The organism is Phenylobacterium sp. Root1290 (genome assembly GCF_001425305.1).
GTDB lineage: Bacteria > Pseudomonadota > Alphaproteobacteria > Caulobacterales > Caulobacteraceae > Phenylobacterium.
In genome coordinates, this window is record NZ_LMEE01000002.1 from 749521 (window position 1) to 773037 (window position 23517).

General features: G+C 68.5%; 26 protein-coding genes and 1 tRNA gene. 17 read left to right on the forward strand and 10 right to left on the reverse strand.

Translation table 11 applies throughout. The features are described 5' to 3' along the window. Nucleotides 1–7: 7 nt before the first annotated feature. From ASC79_RS13145 to ASC79_RS13160, 4 genes are all read left to right on the forward strand, one after another. Nucleotides 8–1216 (forward strand): TetR family transcriptional regulator, encoded by a 1209-nt coding sequence (locus tag ASC79_RS13145; RefSeq protein ID WP_056016994.1) that lies wholly within the window; start codon nucleotides 8–10, stop codon nucleotides 1214–1216. A gap of 150 nt (nucleotides 1217–1366) precedes the next feature. Next, nucleotides 1367–2608 (forward strand): MFS transporter, encoded by a 1242-nt coding sequence (locus ASC79_RS13150; RefSeq protein WP_056016997.1) that lies wholly within the window; start codon nucleotides 1367–1369, stop codon nucleotides 2606–2608. Next, nucleotides 2605–3810: an MFS transporter gene (locus ASC79_RS13155; protein WP_056017000.1), complete on the forward strand. Its 1206-nt coding sequence runs from the start codon at nucleotides 2605–2607 to the stop codon at nucleotides 3808–3810. Before ASC79_RS13150 ends, ASC79_RS13155 begins: the two co-directional genes overlap by 4 nt. Nucleotides 3811–3843: 33 nt before the next feature. Next, nucleotides 3844–4752 carry a DMT family transporter gene (locus ASC79_RS13160; RefSeq protein ID WP_056017003.1) on the forward strand — a complete coding sequence of 303 codons (909 nt, stop codon included), beginning with the start codon at nucleotides 3844–3846 and terminating at the stop codon, nucleotides 4750–4752. Here ASC79_RS13160 and ASC79_RS13165 read toward each other — a convergent pair. Beyond that, on the reverse strand, nucleotides 4749–5456 hold the full coding sequence (locus ASC79_RS13165) for a DUF1345 domain-containing protein (RefSeq protein ID WP_082532098.1): 708 nt from the start codon (nucleotides 5454–5456) through the stop codon (nucleotides 4749–4751). The two genes, ASC79_RS13160 and ASC79_RS13165, sit on opposite strands and share 4 nt — an antisense overlap. Before the next feature lie 192 nt (nucleotides 5457–5648). Here ASC79_RS13165 and rpmI point away from each other — a divergent pair, with 192 nt between their 5' ends. The 5 genes from rpmI (at nucleotide 5649) to pheT (ending at nucleotide 10214) form a co-directional block, all read left to right on the forward strand. Next, nucleotides 5649–5849 carry a 50S ribosomal protein L35 gene (gene rpmI / locus ASC79_RS13170; RefSeq protein WP_056017009.1) on the forward strand — a complete coding sequence of 67 codons (201 nt, stop codon included), beginning with the start codon at nucleotides 5649–5651 and terminating at the stop codon, nucleotides 5847–5849. Between the two features lie 13 nt (nucleotides 5850–5862). After that, nucleotides 5863–6219 carry a 50S ribosomal protein L20 gene (rplT, locus tag ASC79_RS13175; protein WP_056017012.1) on the forward strand — a complete coding sequence of 119 codons (357 nt, stop codon included), beginning with the start codon at nucleotides 5863–5865 and terminating at the stop codon, nucleotides 6217–6219. Between the two features lie 118 nt (nucleotides 6220–6337). Beyond that, nucleotides 6338–7441: a phenylalanine--tRNA ligase subunit alpha gene (gene pheS, locus ASC79_RS13180; RefSeq protein WP_056017015.1), complete on the forward strand. Its 1104-nt coding sequence runs from the start codon at nucleotides 6338–6340 to the stop codon at nucleotides 7439–7441. After that, a complete protein-coding gene (locus ASC79_RS13185; protein WP_056017018.1) occupies nucleotides 7441–7842 on the forward strand; it encodes an ASCH domain-containing protein in 402 nt (133 codons plus the stop codon). The genes pheS and ASC79_RS13185 overlap by 1 nt, the downstream gene beginning before the upstream one ends. Next, a complete protein-coding gene (pheT, locus tag ASC79_RS13190) occupies nucleotides 7839–10214 on the forward strand; it encodes a phenylalanine--tRNA ligase subunit beta (protein ID WP_056017020.1) in 2376 nt (791 codons plus the stop codon). Before ASC79_RS13185 ends, pheT begins: the two co-directional genes overlap by 4 nt. Before the next feature lie 30 nt (nucleotides 10215–10244). Here pheT and ASC79_RS13195 read toward each other — a convergent pair whose 3' ends face one another. Together ASC79_RS13195 and ASC79_RS13200 are read right to left on the reverse strand one after the other, a co-directional pair. Further along, the gene (locus ASC79_RS13195) at nucleotides 10245–11003 is read right to left on the reverse strand and encodes an alpha/beta fold hydrolase (RefSeq protein ID WP_056017023.1); all 759 of its coding nucleotides are present in this window, start codon (nucleotides 11001–11003) and stop codon (nucleotides 10245–10247) included. A gap of 19 nt (nucleotides 11004–11022) precedes the next feature. After that, entirely contained in the window at nucleotides 11023–11649 is a 627-nt protein-coding gene (locus ASC79_RS13200; RefSeq protein WP_056017026.1) for a DUF1134 domain-containing protein, read from the reverse strand. A 144-nt stretch (nucleotides 11650–11793) separates the two neighbouring features. On the opposite strand from ASC79_RS13200, the gene lepA reads away from it, so the two are divergent. Continuing rightward, on the forward strand, nucleotides 11794–13599 hold the full coding sequence (gene lepA, locus ASC79_RS13205) for a translation elongation factor 4 (RefSeq protein ID WP_056017028.1): 1806 nt from the start codon (nucleotides 11794–11796) through the stop codon (nucleotides 13597–13599). On the opposite strand, the gene ASC79_RS13210 is transcribed toward lepA, so the two are convergent. Continuing rightward, nucleotides 13596–13964 (reverse strand): DUF2784 family protein, encoded by a 369-nt coding sequence (locus ASC79_RS13210; RefSeq protein WP_056017031.1) that lies wholly within the window; start codon nucleotides 13962–13964, stop codon nucleotides 13596–13598. The genes lepA and ASC79_RS13210 overlap by 4 nt on opposite strands. Nucleotides 13965–14071: 107 nt before the next feature. Here ASC79_RS13210 and ASC79_RS13215 point away from each other — a divergent pair, with 107 nt between their 5' ends. Continuing rightward, nucleotides 14072–14209, forward strand: a complete 138-nt coding sequence (locus ASC79_RS13215) for a hypothetical protein (RefSeq protein ID WP_056017034.1) — start codon at nucleotides 14072–14074, stop codon at nucleotides 14207–14209. A 7-nt stretch (nucleotides 14210–14216) separates the two neighbouring features. Here the strand turns inward: ASC79_RS13215 and ASC79_RS21105 are convergent, their stop codons facing one another. Next, the gene (locus ASC79_RS21105) at nucleotides 14217–14378 is read right to left on the reverse strand and encodes a hypothetical protein (RefSeq protein WP_156378261.1); all 162 of its coding nucleotides are present in this window, start codon (nucleotides 14376–14378) and stop codon (nucleotides 14217–14219) included. 163 nt (nucleotides 14379–14541) lie between these two features. On the opposite strand from ASC79_RS21105, the gene ASC79_RS13220 reads away from it, so the two are divergent. Genes ASC79_RS13220 through ASC79_RS13225 form a run of 3 tightly spaced genes read left to right on the forward strand, consistent with a single transcriptional unit; the run spans nucleotide 14542 to nucleotide 15884 of the window. After that, nucleotides 14542–14922, forward strand: a complete 381-nt coding sequence (locus ASC79_RS13220; RefSeq protein ID WP_156378262.1) for a DUF983 domain-containing protein — start codon at nucleotides 14542–14544, stop codon at nucleotides 14920–14922. Nucleotides 14923–14956: 34 nt separating this feature from the next. Further along, nucleotides 14957–15115, forward strand: coding sequence for a DUF3309 family protein (locus ASC79_RS20795; RefSeq protein ID WP_082532099.1), 159 nt, complete (start codon nucleotides 14957–14959; stop codon nucleotides 15113–15115). Nucleotides 15116–15170: 55 nt separating this feature from the next. Next, complete coding sequence (locus ASC79_RS13225) at nucleotides 15171–15884, forward strand: DUF599 domain-containing protein (RefSeq protein WP_235528656.1); 714 nt, start codon at nucleotides 15171–15173, stop codon at nucleotides 15882–15884. Here ASC79_RS13225 and ASC79_RS13230 read toward each other — a convergent pair. Together ASC79_RS13230 and msrA are read right to left on the reverse strand one after the other, a co-directional pair. Then, on the reverse strand, nucleotides 15881–16219 hold the full coding sequence (locus tag ASC79_RS13230) for an MmcQ/YjbR family DNA-binding protein (protein ID WP_056017037.1): 339 nt from the start codon (nucleotides 16217–16219) through the stop codon (nucleotides 15881–15883). The genes ASC79_RS13225 and ASC79_RS13230 overlap by 4 nt on opposite strands. A 19-nt stretch (nucleotides 16220–16238) precedes the next feature. After that, nucleotides 16239–16892: a peptide-methionine (S)-S-oxide reductase MsrA gene (gene msrA / locus ASC79_RS13235; protein ID WP_056017966.1), complete on the reverse strand. Its 654-nt coding sequence runs from the start codon at nucleotides 16890–16892 to the stop codon at nucleotides 16239–16241. A gap of 390 nt (nucleotides 16893–17282) precedes the next feature. Between msrA and ASC79_RS13240 the strand changes: the two genes are divergently transcribed. Both ASC79_RS13240 and ASC79_RS13245 read left to right on the forward strand, forming a co-directional pair. Next, nucleotides 17283–17372: transfer RNA gene (locus ASC79_RS13240), tRNA-Ser, on the forward strand. A gap of 220 nt (nucleotides 17373–17592) precedes the next feature. After that, the gene (locus tag ASC79_RS13245; protein WP_056106278.1) at nucleotides 17593–18090 is read left to right on the forward strand and encodes a hypothetical protein; all 498 of its coding nucleotides are present in this window, start codon (nucleotides 17593–17595) and stop codon (nucleotides 18088–18090) included. 88 nt (nucleotides 18091–18178) lie between these two features. Here ASC79_RS13245 and ASC79_RS13250 read toward each other — a convergent pair whose 3' ends face one another. Both ASC79_RS13250 and ASC79_RS13255 read right to left on the reverse strand, forming a co-directional pair. Beyond that, nucleotides 18179–18565, reverse strand: coding sequence for a DUF6491 family protein (locus tag ASC79_RS13250; RefSeq protein WP_056017043.1), 387 nt, complete (start codon nucleotides 18563–18565; stop codon nucleotides 18179–18181). Between the two features lie 94 nt (nucleotides 18566–18659). Continuing rightward, the gene (locus tag ASC79_RS13255; protein WP_056017046.1) at nucleotides 18660–20033 is read right to left on the reverse strand and encodes an L-serine ammonia-lyase; all 1374 of its coding nucleotides are present in this window, start codon (nucleotides 20031–20033) and stop codon (nucleotides 18660–18662) included. Between the two features lie 105 nt (nucleotides 20034–20138). Here ASC79_RS13255 and ASC79_RS13260 point away from each other — a divergent pair, with 105 nt between their 5' ends. Beyond that, on the forward strand, nucleotides 20139–20675 hold the full coding sequence (locus tag ASC79_RS13260) for a GNAT family N-acetyltransferase (RefSeq protein WP_056017049.1): 537 nt from the start codon (nucleotides 20139–20141) through the stop codon (nucleotides 20673–20675). Nucleotides 20676–20713: 38 nt separating this feature from the next. Here the strand turns inward: ASC79_RS13260 and ASC79_RS13265 are convergent, their stop codons facing one another. Continuing rightward, nucleotides 20714–23281, reverse strand: a complete 2568-nt coding sequence (locus ASC79_RS13265; RefSeq protein WP_235528657.1) for a TonB-dependent siderophore receptor — start codon at nucleotides 23279–23281, stop codon at nucleotides 20714–20716. Nucleotides 23282–23517: the final 236 nt, after the last annotated feature.

Consider the following 23517-nt stretch of genomic DNA (forward strand, 5'->3'; position numbering starts at 1 on the left):
TGCGGACATGACCGAGCCGATGCGGGAGTTGATGGGGGGCACGGCCGAACGCCTGATCGCCGCGGGCGTCGATCTCGCGCGAGAGGAAGGCCTGCCGGCGCTCAGCGCGCGCGCCCTGGCCGAACGCGCCGGCGCCAGTCCGTCGGCGCTCAACTATCACCTCGGCGGACGCGAGCGGCTGCTGGAGCATGTGCTGGATCATGCCGCGCAGGCGGCCCGTGACTGGTGCGCGCAGCGGCTGGCCGATGTGAGCGACGAGGCCGGGGCGCCGGCCTGGCTCTCACCGGCCGGAGCGATGGCGGCGATCATCGGCGACCGGGTCACTGCGTTCCGCACCTGGACGCTGTTGCTGGCCGAGTTCGAGATCCAGGCCGAGGCGGGAGACAGCGCGGCGCTGTCGGCGCGGCTGGGACGACAGAACGCCGCAACCGATCGCTTCTGGCGCGATGTGGCCCTGGCCCTGGGCGAGAACGCCGATCGTGCGGCCATCTGGTCGGACCTGGCGATCGGGCTGACGCAGCTGCTGCTCAGCGACGAGCCGGTGGCTGTGAAGGCGCCGTGGATCGTCGATTCCGCGAACCGCGCGCATGCGCGGATGCTGGGGCAGGTTCCGGGGCCGCTGCCCGAGCGGCCGCTGGGCGCAGCCGAGCGACTGAGCGGCGAGGCGCCGGTGGGCGACAGCGCGCGCAAGTTGCTCGATGCGGCGCTGCGGATCATCGCCGAGAAGGGCGCCGATCGGCTGACCCAGCGCGACGTGGCGGCGGGCGCCGGCCTGTCGCTGGCGGCCACGACCTACTTCTTCCGCACCAAGGCCGACCTGGTCTCAGCCGCCTTTCACGAGCTGCACCGGCAGGTCAGCGCACAGGCGCTGGCGGCGAGCGGCGCGGACCAGACCCTTCTGGGCGGGACGCTGGAGGACGACGGCGAGCGGGCGGCCTGGCGGGTGCGGGCGATGGAAGCGCTGCAGCTGTCCTCGGCGCGCGAACCCTCGCTGTCTCCGATCGCGCGCGAACTGCGGGCGACCCGGGGCGCCACCTCGATCGTCTGGCTGCGGGCCCAGGGACTGCAGGTCGACCGGCTGGACGCCTTCGTCTTCTCGACGGCCATGTCCGGCGCGATCCAGCGCACCCGCTTCGCACCGCCGGGCCGGCGCCGCATGGAGATCGCCGAGAGCCAGACGCGATTGCTGAGCACGCTGTTCGGCCGGCAGGCCTGATCAGCGGCGCCATTCGCCTCCCCTCAAGTCTCCATGAAGCGTCACGGTTGAGGAGCATACTGCGGCCTAGGAGCCGCATCTGCGCGCGACAACAACCAAGCGCCCAACTCGGACTTGCGGCGTACCGCGTGTCCGCTTAACAGCGCTCACATGACCGACACCGCGCCGCGGGGGAAGGCTCCGTCCCGCTGGGCGGCGCCCTCCCTGATCGCCGTTATTTTCATCAATATGCTCGGCTTCGGGATCATCGTCCCGTTGCTGCCCTTCTACGCCAAGTCGTTCAATGCGCCTGGCTGGCAGATCGGGCTGATCTTCGCGGCCTATTCGGTGGGCGCATTCTTCGGCGAGCCCTTCTGGGGCCGACTGTCCGACAAGTACGGCCGCAAGCCGCTGCTGATCTCGACGATCACCGGCAACTGCCTCTGCTACCTGGCCCTGGCCTTCGCCCCGAACATCTGGGTCGCGTTCGCGATCCGGCTGGTCGGCGGGCTGGCTGCCGGCAACGGCGCGGTGGTGCAGGGCTACCTGGCCGACGTGACGCCGCCCGAGAAGCGGGCCCGGCAGATGTCGTACCAGAGCGCGGCCTGGAACGTCGGCCTGATCGTCGGCCCGTCCGTCGGCGGGCTGTTCGTCCATACGGGGGCCGGCCCGACCGGCTTCCGCATCCCGCTGTTCATCGCCTCGGGCCTGGCCCTGCTCTGCGTGATCGCGATCATGCTCTTCATCCGCGAGAGCCGCATCCGCGACACCAGCATCACCGATCGCCCCAGCCGCTGGTCGGCGATCGGCGAGGCCGTCAGCCATCCGGTGATCGGCCGGCTGATGCTGCTGACCTTCCTGGTCGGCTTCGCCTTCACCGGGATCGAATCGATGTTCGGGCCGTGGTCCAACGCGCGCTTCGGATGGGAGCCGCGGGACATCGGCGTCTGCTTCGCCTTCGTCGGCATGGCCGCGTTCCTGACCCAGACGCTGGTCACCGGCCAGATGTCCGAACGGTTCGGCGAGGGCCCGATGCTGGCCGTCGGCATGAGCATGACCGTCATCGGCGCGTTGCTGCAGACCGTCTCGACAGGCGGACCGATGACCATCGCCCTGATGTGCTTCACCGCCGTCGGCCAATCGGTGGCGTATCCCAACGTCGGGGCGCTGATCTCGCGCACCGCCGATCCACATAAGCAGGGCCAGATCCTGGGGTTGAACAACGCCTGCGGCGCGGCCGCCCGCGTGGTCGGGCCGATCACGGCCGGCTTCGTGTTCGAGTCCTATTTGAACGGGCCATTCATTATCGCCGCCATGGTGGTGGCGCCGGCGATCTTCCTGGCCCTATCGGCCGGGAGGCGCGCCAAGGCCCACCTGGCGGCGCAGCAGGCCCAGTCGGCGGAACAGCCATGAGCCAGGCCCCGCCACCGCCCGCGGGCGATCGGCGGGCCCTGATCGTCCTGCTGTCGGTGATCTTCCTGAACATCGCCGGCTTTGGCCTGGTGATCCCGCTGCTGCCGTTCTTCGGCAAGGCGCTGAACGCGCCCGCCTGGCAGATCGCCATCCTGTTCTCGGCCTTCTCGTTCGGCCAGTTCCTGGGCGAGCCGTTCTGGGGCCGGATGTCCGACCGCATCGGCCGGCGGCCGGTGCTGATGGTGACCATCGCCGGCGGCGCGCTGGCCTATGTGGCGCTGGCCTTCGCCCCGACCATCTGGCTGGCCTTCCTGGCCCGGTTCGTCGGCGGCTTCCTGTCGGGCAACATCTCGACGCTGCAGGGATCGCTGGCCGACATCACCCGGCCCGAGGAGCGCGCGGCCAAGATGGGGCTGATGGGCTCAGCCTTCTCGCTCGGCTTCATGGTCGGCCCGGCGATCGGCGGCCTGCTGGCCCATCCCGAGCTGGGGACTTTCGGCTTCCAGATCCCGCTGTTCGCGGCGGCGGGCTTTGGCCTGCTGTCGGCGCTGGCGGTGTTCGCCTTCGTCCGCGAGAGCCGGCCCGAGCGGCACAAGGGTCCGCAGCCCAACCGCATGGAGGTGCTGCGTGTCTCGCTGGCGCACCCGATCATCCTGCGGGTGATGCTGATCAGCTTCGTGGTGATCTCAGGCTTCGCCGGGATCGAGGCGACCTACGGCCTGTGGACCGAGCACCGCTTCAACTGGGGCCCGCGCGAGATCGGCTTCGCCTTCATGGGCATCGGCGTCCTGGGCGCGTTCTGCCAGGCGGTGGTGACCGGCGCGCTGGTGCGCCGCCACGGCGAGGCGCTGGTCCTCACCGCCGGGCTGGCGGCCATGTGGATCGGCATGATCTTCCAGTTCCTCTCGCCCAACTGGCCGGTGGCCATGGTCGGGTTCGCGTTCGTCTGCTTCGGACAGTCGATCTGCTTCCCCTGCCTGACGGCGCTGATCTCGCAGGCCGCGCCGCCGGAGCGACAGGGCGAGACCATGGGACTCAACATGTCGAACATGGCCCTGGCGCGGATCGGCGGCCCGATCTTCGCCGGCCAGCTGTTCTCGCTGGTCGATCCGGGCGCGGCGTTCGTGGTGACGGCGATCCTGATCATCCCGGCGGTGGTGATGGCGCTGCAGATCCTCAAGCGGATGCCGCGGCCCGCGTGACGCGCAGGGGGTGGTTCCGCTAGGTTCCGCGCCATGTCCCAGGCTTTCCCGACCGCGCCGATGCTGCGCGCCCTGACGCCCTATGCGGCGCTGATCGGGGCGATCGTCTCTCTGTGCGTCGGCACGTCCTTCGCCAAGCAACTGTTCCCGCTGGTCGGGGCGCAGGGCGCGACCGCGTATCGGGTGGGGTTCTCGGCGCTGCTGCTGTGCCTGATCTGGCGGCCCTGGCGGACGAAGCTCTCGCGCGACGACCTGATGCGACTGGCCCTGTACGGCGCGGTGCTGGGGCTGATGAACCTCAGCTTCTACATGGCGATCCGCACCATTCCGCTGGGCCTGGCCATCGCCATCGAATTCATCGGACCGCTGAGCCTGGCGCTGATCCATTCGCGCCGGTTGATCCACTTCCTGTGGATCGGGCTGGCCGGACTGGGACTGCTGCTGCTCCTGCCGCTGCGCGATGCGAGCCATGCCCTCGATCCGGTCGGCGTCGCCTTTGCGGGCGCGGCGGCGGTGTTCTGGGCGCTGTACATCATCCTGGGCAAGCGGACCGGGCACCTCCCCGCCGGGCAATCGGTGGCGTTGGGCATGAGCACGGCGGCGCTGGTCGTCGTGCCGTTCGGCCTGGTCGAGGCGGGAGCGACGCTGTTCAACCCGGCGCTGCTGGGGCTGGGGCTGGTGGTGGCCATCGTCTCCAGCGCCATCCCCTACTCGCTGGAGATGATCGCCCTGCGCGGCATCCCCAAGCGCAGCTTCGGGGTGATGCTGAGCCTGGAGCCCGCGGCCGGCGCCCTGGCCGGCCTGGCGATCCTGGGCGAGCACCTGGCGCTATCGCAGTGGCTGGCGATCGGCCTGATCATCGCCGCGTCGGTCGGCGTGATCCTGACCGATCCGGCGGCCGCGGCGCCGATGACCGAGGACGGCCCGGTCCCCGCGCCCTAGAACAGGCCGGCCAGCAGGTTGATCGTCAGGGCCAGCACCACGGTGTTGAAGGTGAAGGCGACGACGCCGTGGAGCGTGCCGATACGGCGCAGCGCCTTGGAGGTGAAGGAGACGTCCGCCGTCTGGCAGGCCACGCCGATGACCACCGAGAAGTGCAGGAAGTCCCAGTAGTCCGGCAGCTCTCCGCCCGGAAACAGCAGACCGCCGGCGTCGCGCGGCGTGTCGTCGTCGGGGGCGTAGTACTCGTGCGCGTAATGCAGAGCGAAGATCAGCTGCACCATGAACCAGGACGCGGCGACGGTGGCGAACACCAGGGCGACGCGCAGGCCCTTGATGAGGCCGACGTCGTCCTTGGCGGCCGACAGTTCCTTGGCGATCACCCAGATGCTGGCGGCGGCGGCGGCGATGACCAGGGCGAGAATCACCCCCTGGCCCTGATCCTGGGTGGCGGCGACCGCGCGCATGCGGGCCGGGTCGGCGCCCCACATCATCGCGATGGCCAGGCCGATGAAGGTCAGGCAGGTGGCGTCCCAGGCCAGGATCGCGGCGGTGACGAGGCTGAAGCTGTTGGGAATCAGCAGGCAACCGGCCCAGACCAGCCCCCCCGCACCCACCGCGCCCAGCAACCGCGGCCGGGCGACGAAGGTCCCGAGCATGCGCCGACGGCGCGGCGCGGCGGCTTGCGGAGCGGGAGTGGACGCCATGAGAGCCTCGTTGCTGACCGCCGCCGAAGTCTATACCGCAGCCTCGCGCGAGTCGCCGCAGGCGGACTCAAAGCCTTGCCTTCGCTCACCCTTTCGCGTAAACGCCCCGCTCTTCGGAGTCGTCTGGCCACAGGCATGCCAGGGCGGCTCATCAATACGCCAGAGGACGGGGTCGCGAGGCTCCGCAGAGAAATGCCCAAACTGAAGACCAAATCGGGCGTGAAAAAGCGCTTCAAGCTGACCGCGAACGGCAAGCTGAAGGCCGGCGTGGCCGGCAAGCGTCACCGCTTGATCAGCCACAGCGCCAAGTACATCCGTCAGAACCGTGGCACCAAGGTGATGAGCGAAGCTGACACGAAGATCGTCAAGCTTTGGCTCCCCTACGGCCTTTAAGGAGAACTGACAGATGGCTCGCGTGAAACGGGGCGTTGTCGCCCACGCCAAGCACAAGAAGGTTCTCGAGCAAGCCAAGGGCTTCTACGGGCGCCGCAAGAACACCATCCGCGCCGCCAAGGCGGCCGTGGATCGGGCCGGCCAGTACGCGTATCGCGACCGCAAGGTCCGCAAGCGCAACTTCCGCTCGCTGTGGATCCAACGGATCAACGCTGCGGCTCGCCTGGAAGGCTTCACCTACTCGCAGTTTATCTTCGGCCTGGACAAGGCCGGGATCGAAATCGACCGCAAGGTCCTCTCGGACATCGCGGGTAACGATCCCACCGGGTTCAAGGCCATCGCCGACAAGGTTCGCGCCGCGCTGGCTTGAGGCCGTTTGAGTCGACAGACTCACTGAGCATTCGAGAAGCCCTTCGGCGTGAACCGCCGGAGGGCTTTTTGCTGTCTCCGCTTCCCGCGCCTACCCCGATCCCTTAGACGAGCCCGTCATGACCGCCCAACTCGAAGCTGACATCCTCGCCGCCGTCGACGGCGCGGGCGACGCCGCCGCCCTTGAGGCCGTGCGCGTCTCCGCCCTCGGCAAATCCGGCTCCATTTCCGAACTGCTCAAGTCGCTGGGGGGCATGAGCCCCGACGAGCGTCGCGAGCGCGGCCCGCAGATCAACGGCCTGCGCGACCGGGTCCAGACCGCCATCGCCGCGCGCAAGCAGGTGCTGGAGGCCGCCGAGCTCGACGCCAAGCTGGCCGCCGAGCGGGTCGACCTGACCCTGCCCGCGCCGCCGCGCCGCAGGGGCAGCGTCCATCCGACCATGCAGGTCATGGACGAGATGATCGCCGTCTTCGCCGAGATGGGCTTCTCGGTCGCCGAGGGCCCGGATATCGAGACCGACTTCAACAACTTCACGGCGCTGAACTTCCCGCCCAAGCACCCGGCGCGGGAGATGCACGACACCTTCTTCCTGCCCGAGGACGAACGCGGCGAGCGCAAGGTGCTGCGCACCCACACCAGCCCGGTGCAGGTGCGGGTGATGCATGCGGTCAACGAGAAGCTGCCGAGCTGGATCGCCAACGGCCAGGAGCCGCCGATCCGGGTGATCGTGCCCGGCCGCACGTTCCGCAAGGACAGCGACCAGACCCACACGCCGATGTTCCACCAGATCGAAGGCCTGGTGATCGACAAGGCCATCCACATGGGCCACCTGAAGTGGACGCTGGAGACCTTCCTGGCGCGCTACTTCGAGACCCCGGAAGTGGTCACCCGCTTCCGCCCGCACCACTTCCCGTTCACCGAGCCGAGCGCCGAGATGGACGTGCAGTGCGACCGTTCGGGCGGCGAGGTGAAGATCGGCCAGGGCGCCGACTGGCTGGAGATCCTCGGCTGCGGGATGGTGCACCCGAACGTGCTGCGCAACTGCGGCCTGGACCCGGACGTGTGGCAGGGCTTCGCCTTCGGCTGCGGCGTCGACCGACTGGGCGTGCTGAAGTACGGCATGCCCGACCTGCGCGACATGTTCGCCAGCGATGTGCGGTGGCTGGAGCACTACGGCTTTAGTCCCTACGCGGCGCCCAACCAGGCTTCGGGCCTGAGCTGATGCCCGCGCCGCGCGACGCATTGGAGCACTTCGCCTTCGGCGACAGTCCGGCGACGGCCGACGCGCTTCTCGCCCTGGTCCTCCAGGGCAAGAAGACGGCGACCTGCTGGGCCGCCTCGCAGGGGCTGAAGGGCAGCGCTCCGAACGCGCGCTACGTGGTGCTCGATGGCGCCGGCGCGCCCCGCGCGGTCATCGAGTCCACCGAACTGGTCCAGCGGCGCTTCGATGAGGTGCCGGCCGATTTCGCCGCCGAAGAAGGCGAAGGCGATCTCAGCCGCGCCCATTGGGCCGCCGTCCACGAAGACTGTTTCACCCGCGAAGGCACATTCGCGCCCGACATGGCGCTCTGGTGCGAACGCTTCCGCCTGGTCGAGATCATCGGCGAAGGAGCCGATCAATGAAGTTCACGCTCTCCTGGTTGAAAGACCACCTCGAAACCGACGCCACGACCGCACAGGTGGTCGATGCGATGACCATGGCCGGGCTGGAGGTCGAGCACGTCGACGATCCCGCCGCCAAGCTGGCCGCGTTCTCGGTCGCCAAGATCGTCGAGGCCGTCCAGCACCCGAACGCCGACCGCCTGCGCGTGTGCCAGGTGGACACCCGCGACGGCCGCAAGGAAATCGTCTGCGGCGCGCCCAACGCGCGGGCCGGGATCACCGTGGTCTACGCCCCGATCGGCGCCTATGTGCCCGGCCTGGGCGTGACCCTGGTCGAGAAGCCCGTGCGCGGCGTGGTGTCGAACGGCATGCTCTGCTCGGCCTCCGAGCTTGAGACCGCCGCCGAGTCCGACGGCATCATGGAACTGCCCGACACGCTGGAGGTCGGCACGCCGGTCGCGCAGGCGCTCGGCCTGGAAGCGGTGATCGACTTCGAAGTGACCCCCAACCGCCCCGACTGGCTGGGCGTGGTCGGCATTGCGCGCGACCTGGCCGCCGCGGGCCTGGGCAAGCTCAAGGACGTCAGCGTCACGCCGGTGGCGGGCAAGTTCGCCAACCCCATCGAGATCCGCCTGGACGGCTCCGACGGCTGCCGCCAGTTCACCGGCCGGCTGATCCGCGGCGTCAAGAACGGCCCTTCGCCGGCCTGGCTGCAGCAGAAGCTGACCTCTATCGGCCTGCGCCCCATCAACGCCCTGGTCGACGTCACCAACCTGATCTCCTACGACCGCGCCCGGCCGCTGCACGTCTATGACGTCAGCAAGCTGGCCGGCGGCTTCATCGAGGCCCGCGCCGGCAAGGACGGCGAGAGCGTCGAGGCCCTGGACGGCAAGACCTATGCGGTCACGCCCGAGATCACGGTCATCGCCGACGGCTCGGGCGCGATCGGCCTGGGCGGCGTGATGGGCGGCCTGTCGACTGGCTGCTCGGACGAGACCACCGACGTCTTCGTGGAAAGCGCCTGGTTCGACCCGATCCGCATCGCCCAGACCGGCCGCACGACGGGCATCACCTCGGACGCCCAGTACCGCTTCGCGCGGACGGTGGACCCGGCCAGCCAGGTCCCCGGCCTGGAGCTGGCCACCAAGCTGATCCTGGAGCTCTGCGGCGGCGAGCCGTCGGAAGTCACCGTGGTCGGCGAGGCCCCGGCCGCGCCGGACGCCGTCGTCTTCGACCGATCCTATGTGAAGCAGCTGTCGGGGCTGGACCTGCCGGTCGCCCGGATCGACCAGATCCTGACCGACCTGGGCTTCACCCTGGACGGCGACAAGGTGCAGCCGCCGAGCTGGCGGCGCGACGTGGAAGGCAAGGCCGACCTGGTCGAGGAAGTGGCGCGGATCGAGGGCTATGACGCCCTGCCCGCCACCGCCCTGCCCGAGATGGCGCGGCCGGCCGGCGGCGTGCTGACCGCGCGCCAGACGCGCGTGCGGGTCGCTCGCCGGGCGATGGCCGCCAAGGGCTATGCCGAGACCATCACCTGGAGCTTCACCAAGCGCGAGACCGCGGCCCTGTTCGGCGGCGGCCAGCCCGAGCTGGTGATCACCAACCCGATCGCCTCGGACCTCGACTGCATGCGTCCGTCGATCCTGCCGAACCTGATCGAGGCGGCGGGCCGCAATGCGCGGCGCGGCTTCCCCGACGTGGCGCTGTTCGAGATCGGCCCGCTCTATCGCGGCGACCAGCCGGCGGACCAGATCACCGCGATCAGCGCGATCGTCGCCCCGCATGCGCCCCGGCGCTGGGACGGCGCGGCGGCCGACGCCCTGTTCGAGCTGAAGGCCGACCTCATGTCGCTGCTGGAGGACCTGGGCGCGCCGACAGGCTCGTTGCAGGCGACGCAGGGCGGACTGGCCGACTGGTGGCATCCGGGCCGCTCGGCCGCGCTGCGCCTGGGCAAGAACACCCTGGTCGAGTTCGGCGAGATCCACCCGCGGATCCTAAAGGCGCTGGACGTCGAGGGGCCGGTGCTGGGCTTCGAGCTGATCGTCGACAACATTCCCGAGCCGAAGAAGAAGTCGACCAAGACCAAGCCGGCGCTGGAGCTCTCCAGCCTAATGCCGCTCTCGCGCGACTTCGCCTTCGTGGTCGACGAAGCGGTGGCCGCCGGCGACCTGATCAAGGCCGTGGCTGGGGCCGACAAGGCGCTGATCACCCAGGCGCGGGTGTTCGACGTCTATCGCGGCCAGGGCGTGGCCGAGGGTTCGAAGTCGGTGGCGGTGGAGATCCTGCTGCAGCCGCGCGAGAAGACCCTGACCGACGCCGAGATCGAGGCCCTGTCGGCCAAGGTCGTCGCCGCCGCTGAAAAGGCCGTGAGCGCCAAGCTCCGCGCCTGACCTGACCGTACCCGGCGAGCCCCCGCGTCCTCAGGCGCGGGCCAGCTCGTCGAGGATGATGTCGCGGCAGAGATCCGGAGCCTGGCCGAGCACGTCGTGGCCGCAACCGATGGCGATCTGAAGCTTGAGGTTGGGATAGGCGGCCATCAGGGCGTGGTCGGCCTCGTCCGTCAGCGAGGGGGCGGTGGCGAGGTCGCGGGGCGGCGCCAGGGGCACGTCGCCGCAGACCACCATGGCCGGGGCCTTCAGGCGGTCCAGCAGGCCGCCATAGCTGCGGTTCTGCTCGATCGCCCCGTCGCGCCAGCCGAGCGCCTCGAACAGGAACTCCGGGACCGGAAGGTCGCCTTGCGCGGCGCGGCGCTCCAGCACGATCTCGAGCGGCCAGCGCCCGGCGGTGGTGAAGAACGGATCGAAGGCGATGGCGGCATAGCCGCGGGCGTTGAGCGCCAGGGCCAGCAGGCCGCCCAGGCCGAGGCCGGCCACCAGCACCCGGCGGCCGGGCAGGACGGTGCGCAGGCTTTGGTGGACGCCGTTGACGAGATCGTCCCAACCGTGGGCCGACAGCGGCGGGGCAGTGCCGTGGCCTGGCAGCGAGGCCAGCATGACCTCGGCCTCGGGCTCCAGGCGGGCGAACCAGGGCGCCATGGAGCCGGGGGTGCTGAGCACGTCGTGGATCAGCACCACCACCGACTTGTGACGGTCGCGAAGTTCAGGCCGCGCGGCGAAGACCAGGAGGTCGCCGCCAGGCGTCTTGCATTGAACCCACTTGGTCTCGCTGACCGGCCGCATCGCGCCGTCCCCTAAGGCCTCAGAACGGCAGGGTGCGCCGAGTCCGGCTGAATCCCAGATAGCCGACATTGGCGCCGAGGCGGACGCCGACGCCGGTGCGGATCGGGGCCAGGATGATGTCGTCCGAGCGCAGGTAGTTCACGCCCAGGCCAGCGACCAGATAGGCCGTGCCCTCGACGCCCGGGAAGCGCTGGAAGATCACTTCGGGGTACTGGAGATTGTAGCAGAGGGTGAAGACGCGGCTGGCGTTGCCGCCGAAGTCCCAGCCCACCGACGGGCCTTGCCAGAACACTTCCATCGGCTGGCGGTTCTTCATGTAGAGCAGGCCACGGCCGTAGCGGGCCCCGCCCACGAAGGCGCCGGAGGCTTCCTCGCCGGCGATGTAGGCGGTCGGACGGCCGTTGTCCTGGAAGGCGCGCTCGATGACGCCGCCGGCGGCCTCGGCGGTGACGCCCAGGAAGTCGGAGACGTTGTTGACCAGTTCCTCGCGGCTATAGGTCTCGGCCTGGCCGGTCGGGTAGCTCGGATTGGCGGTCGCGCTCGGACTCGGCGGCGGCGGCGAGCCGGGGCCTCCGGGCTGGGCCGTCGCGCAGCCCGCGGTCCCAATAGTGGCGAGTCCCGAAACGATCAGCGTGCGGCGGTCCATGAAATTCCCTTGAAGCTTTGAACGAGCCTCACATCCCCAGGGGGCATGAATGCGGCGGTCAGGCTTAACGGGCGATTAACCATGAAGCTGCGCGAGAGACGCAATACTCGCGAACGGCTCCGAATGTGCTAGAGGCGGGGCGCAATGACGACGCCCCTCTCCCATATCCGCAACTTCTCGATCGTGGCCCACATCGACCACGGGAAGTCGACCCTGTCCGACCGGCTCATCCAGGAGACCGGCGCGCTGACCAAGCGCGAGATGACCGAGCAGGTCCTCGACAACATGGAGATCGAGCGCGAGCGCGGGATCACCATCAAGGCCCAGACCGTGCGCCTGGAATACAAGGCCAAGGATGGGGAGACCTATGTCCTGAACCTGATGGACACCCCCGGCCACGTCGACTTCGCCTACGAGGTCAGCCGTTCGCTGGCCGCGTGCGAAGGTTCGATCCTGGTGGTCGACGCCTCGCAGGGCGTCGAGGCCCAGACCCTGGCCAACGTCTATCAGGCCATCGACAACAACCACGAGATCGTGCCGGTCCTGAACAAGATCGACCTGCCGGCGGCCGAACCTGATCGGGTGCGCCAGCAGATCGAGGACGTGATCGGCATCGACGCCTCCGAGGCGGTGCTGTGCTCGGCCAAGACCGGCGAAGGCATCGCCGAGGTGCTGGAAGCCGTCGTCGCCAAGCTGCCTGCGCCCAAGGGCGACCGCGACGCGCCGCTGAAGGCGCTGCTGGTCGACGCCTGGTACGATCCCTACCTGGGCGTCGTGGTCCTGGTCCGGGTTCTGGACGGCGTGCTGAAGGCCGGCATGAAGGTCCGGATGATGAACGCCGGCGCCACCCACCAGGTGGACAAGATCGGCGTGTTCCGGCCCAAGCAGACCGAGGTCGCCGAGCTCGGCCCCGGCGAGATCGGCTACATCACCGCCCAGATCAAGCAGGTCGCCGACGCCGCCGTCGGCGACACCATCACCGAGGAAAAGCGCCAGACGGCGAGCGCGCTCGCGGGCTTCCGCGTCGCCCAGTCGGTGGTGTTCTGCGGCCTGTTCCCGGTGGACGCGGCCGACTTCGAGGACCTGCGCGCCGCCATCGGCCGCCTGCGCCTGAACGACGCCAGCTTCACATACGAGATGGAAACCAGCGCCGCGCTCGGCTTTGGCTTCCGCTGCGGGTTCCTGGGGCTGCTGCACCTGGAGATCATCCAGGAGCGCCTGAGCCGCGAGTTCGACCTCGACCTGATCGCGACCGCGCCGAGCGTCGTCTACAAGATCCACATGAACGACGGCAGCGAGATCGAGCTGCACAACCCGGCCGACATGCCCGACCCGGTGAAGATCGATTCGATCAGCGAGCCGTGGATCAAGGCGACGATCCTGACCCCGGACGAGTACCTCGGCTCGGTCATCAAGCTCTGCCAGGACCGCCGCGGCGAGCAGCGCGAACTGAGCTACGTCGGCTCGCGCGCCCTGGTGGTCTACGACCTGCCGCTGAATGAGGTTGTGTTCGACTTCTACGACCGGCTGAAGAGCGTCTCGAAGGGCTATGCGTCCTTCGACTACGTCATCGAAGGCTACCGCGTCGGCGACCTGGTGAAGATGTCGATCCTGGTCAACTCCGAGCCGGTGGACGCGCTGTCGATGCTGGTCCACCGCGACCGGGCCGAGACCCGCGGCCGCGGCATGGTCGAGAAGATGAAGGACCTGATCAGCCCGCACCAGTTCCAGATCCCGCTGCAGGCGGCGATCGGCGGCCGGATCGTGGCCCGCGAGACCATCCGCGCCCTGCGCAAGGACGTGACGGCCAAGTGCTATGGCGGCGACATGAGCCGCAAGCGCAAGCTGCTAGACAAGCAGAAGGCCGGCAAGAAGCGCATGCGCCAGTTCGGCAAGGTCGAGATCCCGCAGGAAGCCTTCATCGCCGCCCTGAAGATGGACGCCGACTAGGTCTTCACGGCCGGCGGAACCAGCTTCCACAGCGCCAGCGCGTAAACGAACACCGCGGCATAGGCCGCGGTGAACGCCCACATTGGCAGCGGCCAATAGATGACGCCGTTGACGAACCGCATGATCAGCGGCTCTTCGCCCGTGCCGCTGAGCTCGCCCTGCCACAGGGTCAGGAAGCAGGCGCGGCCCGCCAAGGCCTGCGCGGCCACCACCGCCAGCGAGACGACGTGCAGCAGCCGCCACCAGCGCACGCGCACGAAGGCCCAGCCGCGCCACGCGCCGAGCGGGATGGCGACCAGCCCGAACAGGTTGAAGGCGATGACCGCCAGGTGGACGGCCAGCACCAGCGCGCCGAGGTAACCCATGCCGCACCCTAGCGCGTCATCGCCCGGTTGATCAGAGGCGCATGGCAGGCCTAAAAAACGCCAGGAAGCTTGGCCATCAGGCGGCCAAACCGTTCGGGGGACCACCCATGCGCAAGATCATCGTCCTCGCCGCCGTCGCCGCGGCGCTCATGACCTCGGCCTGCAACACCGTGGCCGGCATCGGCCGCGACGCCCAGGCCGCCGGCGCGGCCGTCACCGGCGCCGCCAACGACATGAAGCGCTAGGCCGCGCTCAGGCGTCCTCCTCGCGGGACGCCTCCTCGGCGATCTTGGCCTTGTCGCGGGGCGGCACCACCGCCGGATCGGCGGTGCGCGAGACGTCTTCCGCCGGGGTCGCCGGGCCGACATGGCCGTGCGGCGGCTTCTCGGCTGGCGTGTGGGGCTGGTCGCTCATCGGTCGTCCCTTCCGCGGGGCATGAAGTCCAAGTCTGCTCCAAGGCCCTGCAGACGAAAAGCCCGCGGGAGGCGGACGTTCCGGGCCTGCGGCGGCGGCGCCCCTTTTCTTGCGGGCCGTCAGGGCGCATATCGAGGCGCGAAGTCACCCAGGTATCGCGTTCATGTTCGTGCAATCGATGCTCCGCGGGCTCAAGGGCCGTTGTCCTGCCTGCGGTGAAGGCAAGCTGTTCCGGCGCTATCTGAAGGTGCAGCCGCGCTGCCCCACCTGCGACCACGACCTGGCCAAGTACCCGGCCGACGACGGCCCGGCCTATTTCACGATCCTGATCGTCGGCCACCTGATCGTCGCGCCGCTGCTGCTGTTCCCGATCATCTGGGAAGCGCCGACCATGATCGTGCTGCCGGCGACGCTGATCCCGCTGGCTGTCGTGACGATGATCGTGCTGCCGATCACCAAGGGTTGGTTCATCGGTCTCCTCTACGCTCTGGGCGTCAAGCAGGGCGACTCGGCGATCCACACCGCAGACGTGGCCGATCGCTAGCGGCTCCTGAACGAGGCGTCGCCGGGGAGATGTCGTGAACCTGGGTCTCATCCTGCCCGTCGTGCTGGGCGCGCTGCTGGTCGTCGCCTTGCCCATCTGGAGACATTCGCGGACCTGGGGTTATTTCCCCGTCGGCGGACTGGCCCTGGTGCTGGTCATCGTCGGCGTCCTGGCGATGCTGGGCCGCATCTAGCGGGCGGGCGACGAATCCGGCGACCCTGCGGGCGCCCCAGCCGAGGAACCAGACCTTGAACTTCCTGAGCGCCCTGTCGACCGCCGACGTGGTCGCCTTCGTCATCTTCGCGATCATCTGGCTCGCCTATGAGCCGCTGCTGAGGGTGCTGGCGCGCGATAACGGCATGATCAACACCGACATGACCGTCGTGCGCGGCGCCTGGATGCGGACCATGGCGGGCCGCGAGAACAAGTTCATGGACGGCCAGCTGCTGGGTCACACCTTGAACTCGGCGTCGTTCTTCGCCTCGTCGAACCTGATCCTGATCGCCGGCGCCGCCGGGGTGCTGTTCGGCGGCGAAGGCGCGTTCCGCAGCGCCTCCAGCCTGATGGTCCTGAAGACCTCGTCGCGGCTGCTGTTCGAGGCCCAGATCGCGCTGATGGTGCTGGCCCTGGCCCGCGGACTGCTCGATTTCATCTGGGCGATCCGGCAGATGAACTATTGCCTGGCGGTGATCGGCGCGACGCCCACCACCGACGACAAGGATTTCCAGCGCCAGTACGGGTCGCTGGCCGCGCAGGTGCTGAACCCGGCGCTGTCGTCGTTCAATCGCGGCGTGCGCGGATACTACTTCGCCCTGGCGGCCGCGGCCTGGCTGTTCGGTCCGGCCGCGTTCCTGACCGCGACGCTGGCGGCGGTGGCGCTGCTGTTCAGCCGCCAGCGGCACTCGCCGACCGCACGGGCGATCCGCGAGCTACGCGGGGTGCTGGAGAAGCGCGGCGACTAGAGGCCGAGTTCGGCCCGCGCCTTGCGCGTCAACTTGGCGGCGATGAGCTCGTGCGAGGTGGTGATCCAGCCGATGACGTCCTGCGCGTCGACCTCGTCGAGGTCGACGCTCACCCATTGGCCCTTGGCGAGATAGGACGCCTGGCGGCCGGGCGCGCCCTCGTCGGTAAGCACCATGAAGCCGATCTCGGTGACTTTGAACGACAGCCCGCCGGCCAGGCCGCAGATCGCGAACACCTTGCCGCCGACCTTGTAGACGTCGGCCCCGCCCCACTGGACGACCTTGGTCGCCGCGGGCAGAGCCATCGCCGCGGCCTCGACCTCCTCGCGGGTCATGCCAGGCTGGTCTCGCGCGTCACGCGCTGACGCCGACGCCGATCGGGCAGGTGACGCCAGTGCCGCCAATGCCGCAGTAGCCGGCCGGGTTCTTGGCCAGGTATTGCTGATGGTAGTCCTCGGCGAAGTAGAACTCCGGGGCCTCGGCGATCTCGGTGGTGACCGCGCCATAGCCCTGGTCGGACAGCGCCTGCTGGTAGGTCTGCAGCGAGGCCGCGGCGGCCGAGGCCTGGGCGTCGTTGTGGACATAGATCCCCGAGCGGTACTGGGTGCCGATGTCGTTGCCCTGGCGCATGCCCTGGGTGGGGTCGTGGTTCTCCCAGAACACCTTCAGCAGGTCCTCATAGGTGACGACGCGGGGATCGTAGACCACGCGGACGGCCTCGGTATGGCCGGTGCGGCCGCTGCAGACTTCCTCGTAGGTCGGGTTCGGGGTGATCCCGTTGACGTAGCCGACGGCGGTCACCCAGACGCCGGGGACCGGCCAGAACTTGCGCTCCACGCCCCAGAAGCAGCCCATCGCGAAGTCGGCGATCTCCAGCCCGTCCGGATAGGGCCCCTTCAGCGGCCGTCCGTTGATGAAGTGGCTCTCCGCCGTCGGCAGCGGAGCCGCGCGGCCCGGCAGTGCCGTGTCGATGGTGGGAAGCTCGAGAGTTTTCTTGGCGAAGATCATGGCGCGCCCGATCAATGAGAACTTGGCCCAGAACATAGGAGCGCTCGCGCCTGTTTGCACGCCCGCGCGCGTCAGGGCCGCCACTGACACGCCCTCCATTTCGTGGGATATTGGCCGGGAGCCTCGCAAGAGGCGCTGCCGGGCCGGCTCGCCAGGCCCGACGCCAGGATCGTGACGAGCTTCACGTGCGCCGGGTATTCCTGGCCGCCGGAGGCGCTGGAGGGGGCGGCGACCGGCCCTCTGTCACAGCCCCCTCCTGCGATCCTGTCGGCAGATGGCGACACCCGCCGCGAAATCCCTGCACGCGGACGTGAAGTCCGCTTGCTCGCAGGGTCGTCATGAGTATATTGCGCGCCTTCCGCGAGGGGCCCAGCGCCCCTCAGGGCCTGTGGTGAGGTGGCGGAGTGGTCGATCGCGCACGCTTGGAAAGCGTGTATAGGTGAAAGCCTATCGAGGGTTCGAATCCCTCTCTCACCGCCAACCCAGTCTGGAATTCGTCTCTCTTCCGGCGCTAGGCGCCCAAGCCGCGGATAACCCGGCGTCTTTCCCAATTCCTGTCCAGCCGATCCGGCGCAGCCGCCGAGGAAATCCGGCAGCGCTACTTTCCCAATTAAAAGCCCGGAGACCTCGTCGCATAACTCCCCGGCTCGGAAGAGTTGGCCTTTTGTTCTTCTCTTTGTGTCAAGCTTCGGCTATCAGCATGGCCATGCTTGTTGACACATCCCGCTTCCCCGTAGGTTTGGACATCGACTACGACAGCCGTGAGGAAGTCGAGGCTCTCCGGGCGCTGCAAGTCGAGGCTAGGGCCTTCGTCGACAGAGACAGCCATGCACCAATCTTGAATCTTGTGCTCGCGTTCGGCGTGTCGCCCCTCCTCGCGCTTTTCCTGGTGCGCTTCGAACGCCCCCGAAAGCCTGAAGACACTGAGAGGTGGGCGGTCGTTGGCGATCTGCCCCCAATGCATTTCGAGACCGACGATACGCCGACGCCAGCCCTCGCGTTACGGCTATATTGCGCAATCGCGCAAGATTGGGCCGACAGTGTGTTGGAGGGGCGAGATCTGTCGGAGTGTTATCCCATCGAGGTCGCACCCACTCGCGAGCATGCCGAGATGCTGTTGAGCCGCATCGACTTCATTCGAAGAGAATTGATCCCTTTGGCTGAGGTTTCACCGGACGGCGAAAGCAGAGACTTGTGAGCGCCTGACCGCCTCCACCGCCCTCCCTTCGTCAGCCCGGGCGGACTTCCGACCCTCACGGCCGCCGGTCGGCCGACGGCCGTGTTGATCAGGACTTTTTGGCCTTGGTCTTGGCGGGCGGTGCGGCCGAGGTCACGAGGCTGGAGATCTGGCACTTCGAGCCGTCGACCAGCACCTGACCGAAGCGGTCGAGGGTGTTGGTCCCACGGGTGACGAAGCCCACCTTCATCGAGTGATTGAGGCCGATGCAGGGGCCGAAGAGTTCAGCGCGATACCACTCTCCGCGACGGCCCTCGATCCAGAGCGCATTGTCGCCATCGGCCTTGAAGTTGCGGATGCCGGTGGTGTTGGCGAACGGGATGCTCGCCTCGACGCCCAGCGGCCGCTCGGCCGCGGCGGGGGCCGGATTGGCCGATGCCGAGGCGCCGACCAGCAGGACCGCGCCGCCAGTCAGCGCGGCGAGGAACGTCTTCATGTCAGTGACCTTTCCACAGGGGATCCCGGCATCTTGAGGCCCAGGCATTGAACTGGCCTTGAGGGGGCCGTTCATCTGGCGTTCAGGCAGAGGCTCAGCATTCGACGATGTTGACGGCCAGGCCGCCCAGCGAGGTTTCCTTGTAGATCTCGCTCATGTCCTCGCCGGTGCGCTTCATGGTGGCGATCACCTTGTCGAGCGACACCGTGTGCTGGCCGTCGCCCAGCAAGGCCAGCCGCGAGGCGTCGATGGCCTTCACCGCGCCCATGGCGTTGCGCTCGATGCAGGGGATCTGGACCAGGCCGCCGATGGGATCGCAGGTGAGGCCGAGATTATGCTCCATGGCGATCTCGGCGGCGTTCTCGATCTGGGCGTTGGTCCCGCCGAGCGCCGCGGTGAGCCCGGCGGCGGCCATCGAGCAGGCGACCCCGACCTCGCCCTGGCAGCCGACCTCGGCGCCCGAGATCGAGGCGTTGCGCTTGTAGAGCGAGCCAATCGCCGCGGCCGTCAGCAGGAAGGTCCGCCGCCCCTCGGCGCCGCCGCGATGGAAGCGGTCGTAGTAGCGCAGCACGGCCGGCAGCAGCCCGGCCGCGCCATTGGTCGGGGCGGTGACGACGCGGCCGCCGGCGGCGTTCTCCTCGTTCACCGCCAGCGCCCAGAGATTGACCCAGTCGAGGGCGGCGAGCGGGTCGGAGATGTTGCGCTCGATCTTGCTCACCAGCTCGGTGTGGATCTGGCGGGCGCGGCGGCGGACCTTGAGGCCGCCGGGCAGGCAGCCGTCCTGGCGCAGGCCGCGCTCGATGCAGGCCTCCATGGCCGCGAAGATCGCATCCAGGCCAGCGTCGACCTCGGCGGCGCTGCGCACCGCGGTCTCGTTGGCGAACATCAGCTCGGCGATGGTGAGGCCGGCGTTCTGCGCCTGCTCCAGCAATTCGGCGCCCGAGGCGTAGGGATAGGGCTCTGGGACGGTGCGGACCGGCGCGGCGTTGGCGCTCATCTCGGCCTCGTCGGCGACGAAGCCGCCGCCGACCGAGAAGTAGTGCTTCTCGTCGAGCAGGGCGCCAGCGTCATAGGCGCGGAAGGCCAGGGCGTTCGGGTGTTGCGGCAGCCGGGTGCGGCCTTCCCAGAGGATGTCGCGGCTCGCATCGAAGTCGATCTGGGGTCCATCCGCGCCCAGCGTCAGGCGGCCGGCGGCGGCGATCGCCTCGAGCGCGGCGTCGGCGGCGTCCGGGTCGATGCTGGCCGGCGTGAAACCCGCCAGGCCGAGGATCACCGCCCGGTCGGTGGCATGGCCGCGACCGGTCAGGGCCAGCGAGGCGTAGAGGACCACCTCGACGCGGGTGACCTGGGCGAGCAGGCCCTGCGTCGCCAGCCGCTGCAGGAAGCGCGCGCCGGCGGTCATCGGCCCCATGGTGTGGGAGCTGGACGGACCCACACCCAACTTGAACAAATCGAACGCGCTGGCCATGGAAGGTTGGTACGTCATTGCGCGATTTGCGCCAAGGCGGGGCAAGGCGTTTCGCGCCGCAAGCCGTGAGGTGACGCCGCCCGGCCGCCTCATTAGCTATGGGGCATGAGCCAGACCCTGCACATCCGCCCCGCCGCCCGCGAGGACATCCCGTCCCTGAAGATTGTCATGGACCGGGCGATCCGCGAGCTGTTGCCGGCCTTCCTGCCGCCGGACGAGGTGCTGGCCTCGCAGGAGGTGATGGGCCTGGACACCCAGCTGATCGAGGACGGCACCTACTATGTGGTCGAGGCGGGCGACGTCATCGCCGGCTGCGGCGGATGGAGCCGGCGCGCGACCCTGTTCGGCGGCGATCACTCGGCCGGGCGCGATGCGGCGCTGGTCGATCCGGCCAAGGATCCGGCGCGGGTGCGGGCCATGTACACCGATCCGGCCTTTGTGCGGCGCGGGGTGGGACGTCTGATCCTGGCGACCTGCGAGGAGAAGGCCAGGGCCGAGGGCTTCAGCCGCTGCGAGATGGCCGCGACCATGGCCGGCGAGCCGCTGTACGCCGCCTGCGGCTACCAACGCATCGAGCCGTTCGAGGCGCAGACCTCGAACGGCGTGAAGGTGCCGCTGGTGCGGATGGGCAAGTCGATCTGAAACGACGGGCGGCCCCAAGGGACCGCCCGCGCATCTTCCTAGAACGTCGCCGCAGCGCGGACGAAGTAGTAGCCGCCCTGCCAGTCCGGCAGGCTGTCAGAGCGGTAGATCCGCCCGTTGGTGCCCGACTCGCCGGTCTTGTCAGGATCCGGGAACTTGTCGAACACGTTGCGGGCGCCGACCGTCAGTTTGTGCTGCTCGGTGACCTGCCAGCTCGCCTCGATGTCGAACTGGACGATGGGGTCCCACTTCTGACGGACCGGGATCGAGACGCTGTACTGGTTCTCGTAAGGTCCCCAGACGTTGGCGCGGCCCATGAAGCTGAACGGGCCGACATCGTGGCTGGCGGTCAGCACGCTGCGCCACTGCGGGTTGGTGTTCTCGAAGTCGAACACCGCCTCGCCGTCGAAGAACGTCGGGACCGTGTCGATCTTGTACTTGTTGTAGTTGAAGCTGCCCATCAACCGGGTCGTCTGACCGTTGTCCCAGCCGATGGCGTAGGTGGCCACGATATCGAGGCCGGTGGTCGTGGAGTCGAAGGCGTTCTGGAAGAACTGCACCTGGCCGATGGTGTCGGCGCCGGGAACCCCGGCCGAGACCAGCTGAGCCCGGATCGCCGGCGTCACCACGATCGGGGTGACGGCGTAGAACTGGTCCTCAAGCTTGATCTGGTAGAGGTCGACGGTGACGTTCAGCCCGTCGAACAGCGTCGCGGTCACGCCGAGCGAGACGTTGAACGACTTCTCCGGTCCCAGTTCCTCGGCGCCCAGGAACTGCGACACCGCGTTGGTCGCCGGGAACAGGCCCGAGGCGACGGTGGCCCCGTTCTCGATCCGGGTGGAGACGTTCGTGGTGAACAGCTGGCCAGGCGTCGGAGCACGGAAGCCGGTGCCGAACGAACCGCGGACGCCAAGGTCCTCGGTCAGCTCGTAACGGGCCGCCACCTTGTAGTCGAAGGTGTCGCCGAAGTCGGAGAAGTTCTCCGCCCGCAGCGCGACGGTGGCGAACAGGGCCTCGGTGATGTCGGCCGAGGCTTCGACATAGGCCGCATAGCTCTCGCGGCTGAGGTCGCCCGAATAGGCCGGGGTGTTCCCTGGGAAGCCGTTCGAGCCCACCGGCAGGGTCGTATAGACCGGGTCCGAGGCGCTGGCGCAGTTGATGCCGGCGTTCTGGGGCGCGGTCGGGCGCAGCGTGCGCTGGGCCACCGTCGCCTCGTTGGTGCAGAAGTCGAACGGGTCCGGGGTGGCGAACGGTCCGGCGATGTAGGACGGCACGTCGCCGGGGACGATCTCGTAGCCCTCGTTGCGGAACTCGGCCCCGAAGGCGACCACCGCCGGCGTCGCGAACGGCCCGCCGACCTCATAGGCGAAGTCGGCGTTGAACGCGTATTCCGACGAGATCAGGTCGCCCGCATAGAAGTGGCTGGGCGAGCTTGGCCCCATCGACGGGTTGAAGGTGTCGGTGAGGTTGTACGAGATCTTGTTGCGGCCGTAGCGCGCCGACAGGTCGTAGGAGAACTTGTCGGTGAAGTCGCCCTTGTAGCCGCCCGTCAGGCTGTAGTCGGTGACCTGGCCGAAGAACTGAGGCGTGAAGCCGCCGGGCCAGAGCGAGTTGAAGGCGAAGGTCGAACCGTTCTGCAGGCGCACGACGTCATCGACGATGGAGCCGGTCGAGCCGACGCCCACCGGCGGGCGATAGTTGAAGTCCTGCTTGGAGTCCGAGTTCGAGTAGTTGGCGAAGGCGTACAGCTTGGAGCCGTTGGCGAACTCGTAGCCGGAGTTGACGAAGCCGCGGAAGGCTTCGATCTCGGGCTGCCCCCACTTCTGCACCACCGGCCGTTTCACCACCTGGGCGAAGCCCGGATTCGAGGCCGCATAGGTGTCGACGCAGAAGCCGGGCGCGAGGTTCGGGATCCCGACGTTGCAGAACTGCTTGCCGCGCGAGGTCGGCTGGGCGGTCAGGTACTCGCCAGAGATGCTGATGAAGCCGGAGTCCAGCAGCGGCAGGCCGATATTGCCGGAGACCACGACCTCCTCGCCGTCCTCCTCGTAGTACTGACCGGCCGAGACGTTGAGCGCCCCGCCGCTGGAATTGTCCTTCAGCAGGAAGTTGATGACCCCGGCGATGGCGTCCGAGCCGTACTGGGCGCCGGCGCCGTCACGCAGGACCTCGACGCTCTTCAGGGCGGAGGCGGGAACGGTCGCGGCGTCCGGCGGCTGGCTGCCGTCGCCGCCGATGGTGACGAGCGCCGCCCGGTGGCGACGCTTGGAGTTCACCAGCAGCAGGGTCTTGTCGCTGGACAGCCCGCGCAGGGTGGCGGGACGAATGAAGGTGGCGCCGTCCGAGATCGGCTGCCGCGCCAGGGTGAAGGACGGCACAAGCGTCTTCAGCACGTCGTTGGTGTCGGTGTACGACACCGCCTTGATGTCGTCCGACGACAGCACGTCGATCGGCACGGGCGAGTCCTGAACCGTGCGCGGCAGAGCCCGCGCGCCGGTCACCACCACCTCGTCGATGGTCGCGGCCGCGGCCATGGTCTGCGCCGCCGCTACCCCGGTAGAAAACAGAGTCGCGAGAGAGACGCCCGCGAGCAGTCCGATACGCATCTTAGTTCTCATGCTTATTGCCCCCACAGCACCGGCGGCCGACATCGGCCGCCGTTTGTCACAAGTCCCCGTCGCCGGGTTCGGAATTCAGGGACTTGGATTGGTCGGGCGCGCGCAGACGGCGAATTGGCCGCGCGGCGCCTGAGTTTCGGAAGAATGCGTCGAGGAGGCCGACGCCGGAGGCGGCGGCTCGTCTGGGTCGACACGACTTACGCAATAGGTACGCAGGCACATCT

What these genes read in the sequence shown, in the direction of transcription:
- ASC79_RS13145 (WP_056016994.1), top strand. Translation starts at nt 8, where the DNA reads ATGACCGAGCCGATGCGGGAGTTGATGGGGGGCACGGCCGAACGCCTG.
- ASC79_RS13150 (WP_056016997.1), top strand. Translation starts at nt 1,367, where the DNA reads ATGACCGACACCGCGCCGCGGGGGAAGGCTCCGTCCCGCTGGGCGGCG.
- ASC79_RS13155 (WP_056017000.1), top strand. Translation starts at nt 2,605, where the DNA reads ATGAGCCAGGCCCCGCCACCGCCCGCGGGCGATCGGCGGGCCCTGATC.
- ASC79_RS13160 (WP_056017003.1), top strand. Translation starts at nt 3,844, where the DNA reads ATGTCCCAGGCTTTCCCGACCGCGCCGATGCTGCGCGCCCTGACGCCC.
- ASC79_RS13165 (WP_082532098.1), bottom strand. Translation starts at nt 5,456, where the DNA reads ATGGCGTCCACTCCCGCTCCGCAAGCCGCCGCGCCGCGCCGTCGGCGC.
- rpmI (WP_056017009.1), top strand. Translation starts at nt 5,649, where the DNA reads ATGCCCAAACTGAAGACCAAATCGGGCGTGAAAAAGCGCTTCAAGCTG.
- rplT (WP_056017012.1), top strand. Translation starts at nt 5,863, where the DNA reads ATGGCTCGCGTGAAACGGGGCGTTGTCGCCCACGCCAAGCACAAGAAG.
- pheS (WP_056017015.1), top strand. Translation starts at nt 6,338, where the DNA reads ATGACCGCCCAACTCGAAGCTGACATCCTCGCCGCCGTCGACGGCGCG.
- ASC79_RS13185 (WP_056017018.1), top strand. Translation starts at nt 7,441, where the DNA reads ATGCCCGCGCCGCGCGACGCATTGGAGCACTTCGCCTTCGGCGACAGT.
- pheT (WP_056017020.1), top strand. Translation starts at nt 7,839, where the DNA reads ATGAAGTTCACGCTCTCCTGGTTGAAAGACCACCTCGAAACCGACGCC.
- ASC79_RS13195 (WP_056017023.1), bottom strand. Translation starts at nt 11,003, where the DNA reads ATGCGGCCGGTCAGCGAGACCAAGTGGGTTCAATGCAAGACGCCTGGC.
- ASC79_RS13200 (WP_056017026.1), bottom strand. Translation starts at nt 11,649, where the DNA reads ATGGACCGCCGCACGCTGATCGTTTCGGGACTCGCCACTATTGGGACC.
- lepA (WP_056017028.1), top strand. Translation starts at nt 11,794, where the DNA reads ATGACGACGCCCCTCTCCCATATCCGCAACTTCTCGATCGTGGCCCAC.
- ASC79_RS13210 (WP_056017031.1), bottom strand. Translation starts at nt 13,964, where the DNA reads ATGGGTTACCTCGGCGCGCTGGTGCTGGCCGTCCACCTGGCGGTCATC.
- ASC79_RS13215 (WP_056017034.1), top strand. Translation starts at nt 14,072, where the DNA reads ATGCGCAAGATCATCGTCCTCGCCGCCGTCGCCGCGGCGCTCATGACC.
- ASC79_RS21105 (WP_156378261.1), bottom strand. Translation starts at nt 14,378, where the DNA reads ATGAGCGACCAGCCCCACACGCCAGCCGAGAAGCCGCCGCACGGCCAT.
- ASC79_RS13220 (WP_156378262.1), top strand. Translation starts at nt 14,542, where the DNA reads ATGTTCGTGCAATCGATGCTCCGCGGGCTCAAGGGCCGTTGTCCTGCC.
- ASC79_RS13230 (WP_056017037.1), bottom strand. Translation starts at nt 16,219, where the DNA reads ATGACCCGCGAGGAGGTCGAGGCCGCGGCGATGGCTCTGCCCGCGGCG.
- msrA (WP_056017966.1), bottom strand. Translation starts at nt 16,892, where the DNA reads ATGATCTTCGCCAAGAAAACTCTCGAGCTTCCCACCATCGACACGGCA.
- ASC79_RS13245 (WP_056106278.1), top strand. Translation starts at nt 17,593, where the DNA reads ATGGCCATGCTTGTTGACACATCCCGCTTCCCCGTAGGTTTGGACATC.
- ASC79_RS13250 (WP_056017043.1), bottom strand. Translation starts at nt 18,565, where the DNA reads ATGAAGACGTTCCTCGCCGCGCTGACTGGCGGCGCGGTCCTGCTGGTC.
- ASC79_RS13255 (WP_056017046.1), bottom strand. Translation starts at nt 20,033, where the DNA reads ATGGCCAGCGCGTTCGATTTGTTCAAGTTGGGTGTGGGTCCGTCCAGC.
- ASC79_RS13260 (WP_056017049.1), top strand. Translation starts at nt 20,139, where the DNA reads ATGAGCCAGACCCTGCACATCCGCCCCGCCGCCCGCGAGGACATCCCG.
- ASC79_RS13265 (WP_235528657.1), bottom strand. Translation starts at nt 23,281, where the DNA reads ATGCGTATCGGACTGCTCGCGGGCGTCTCTCTCGCGACTCTGTTTTCT.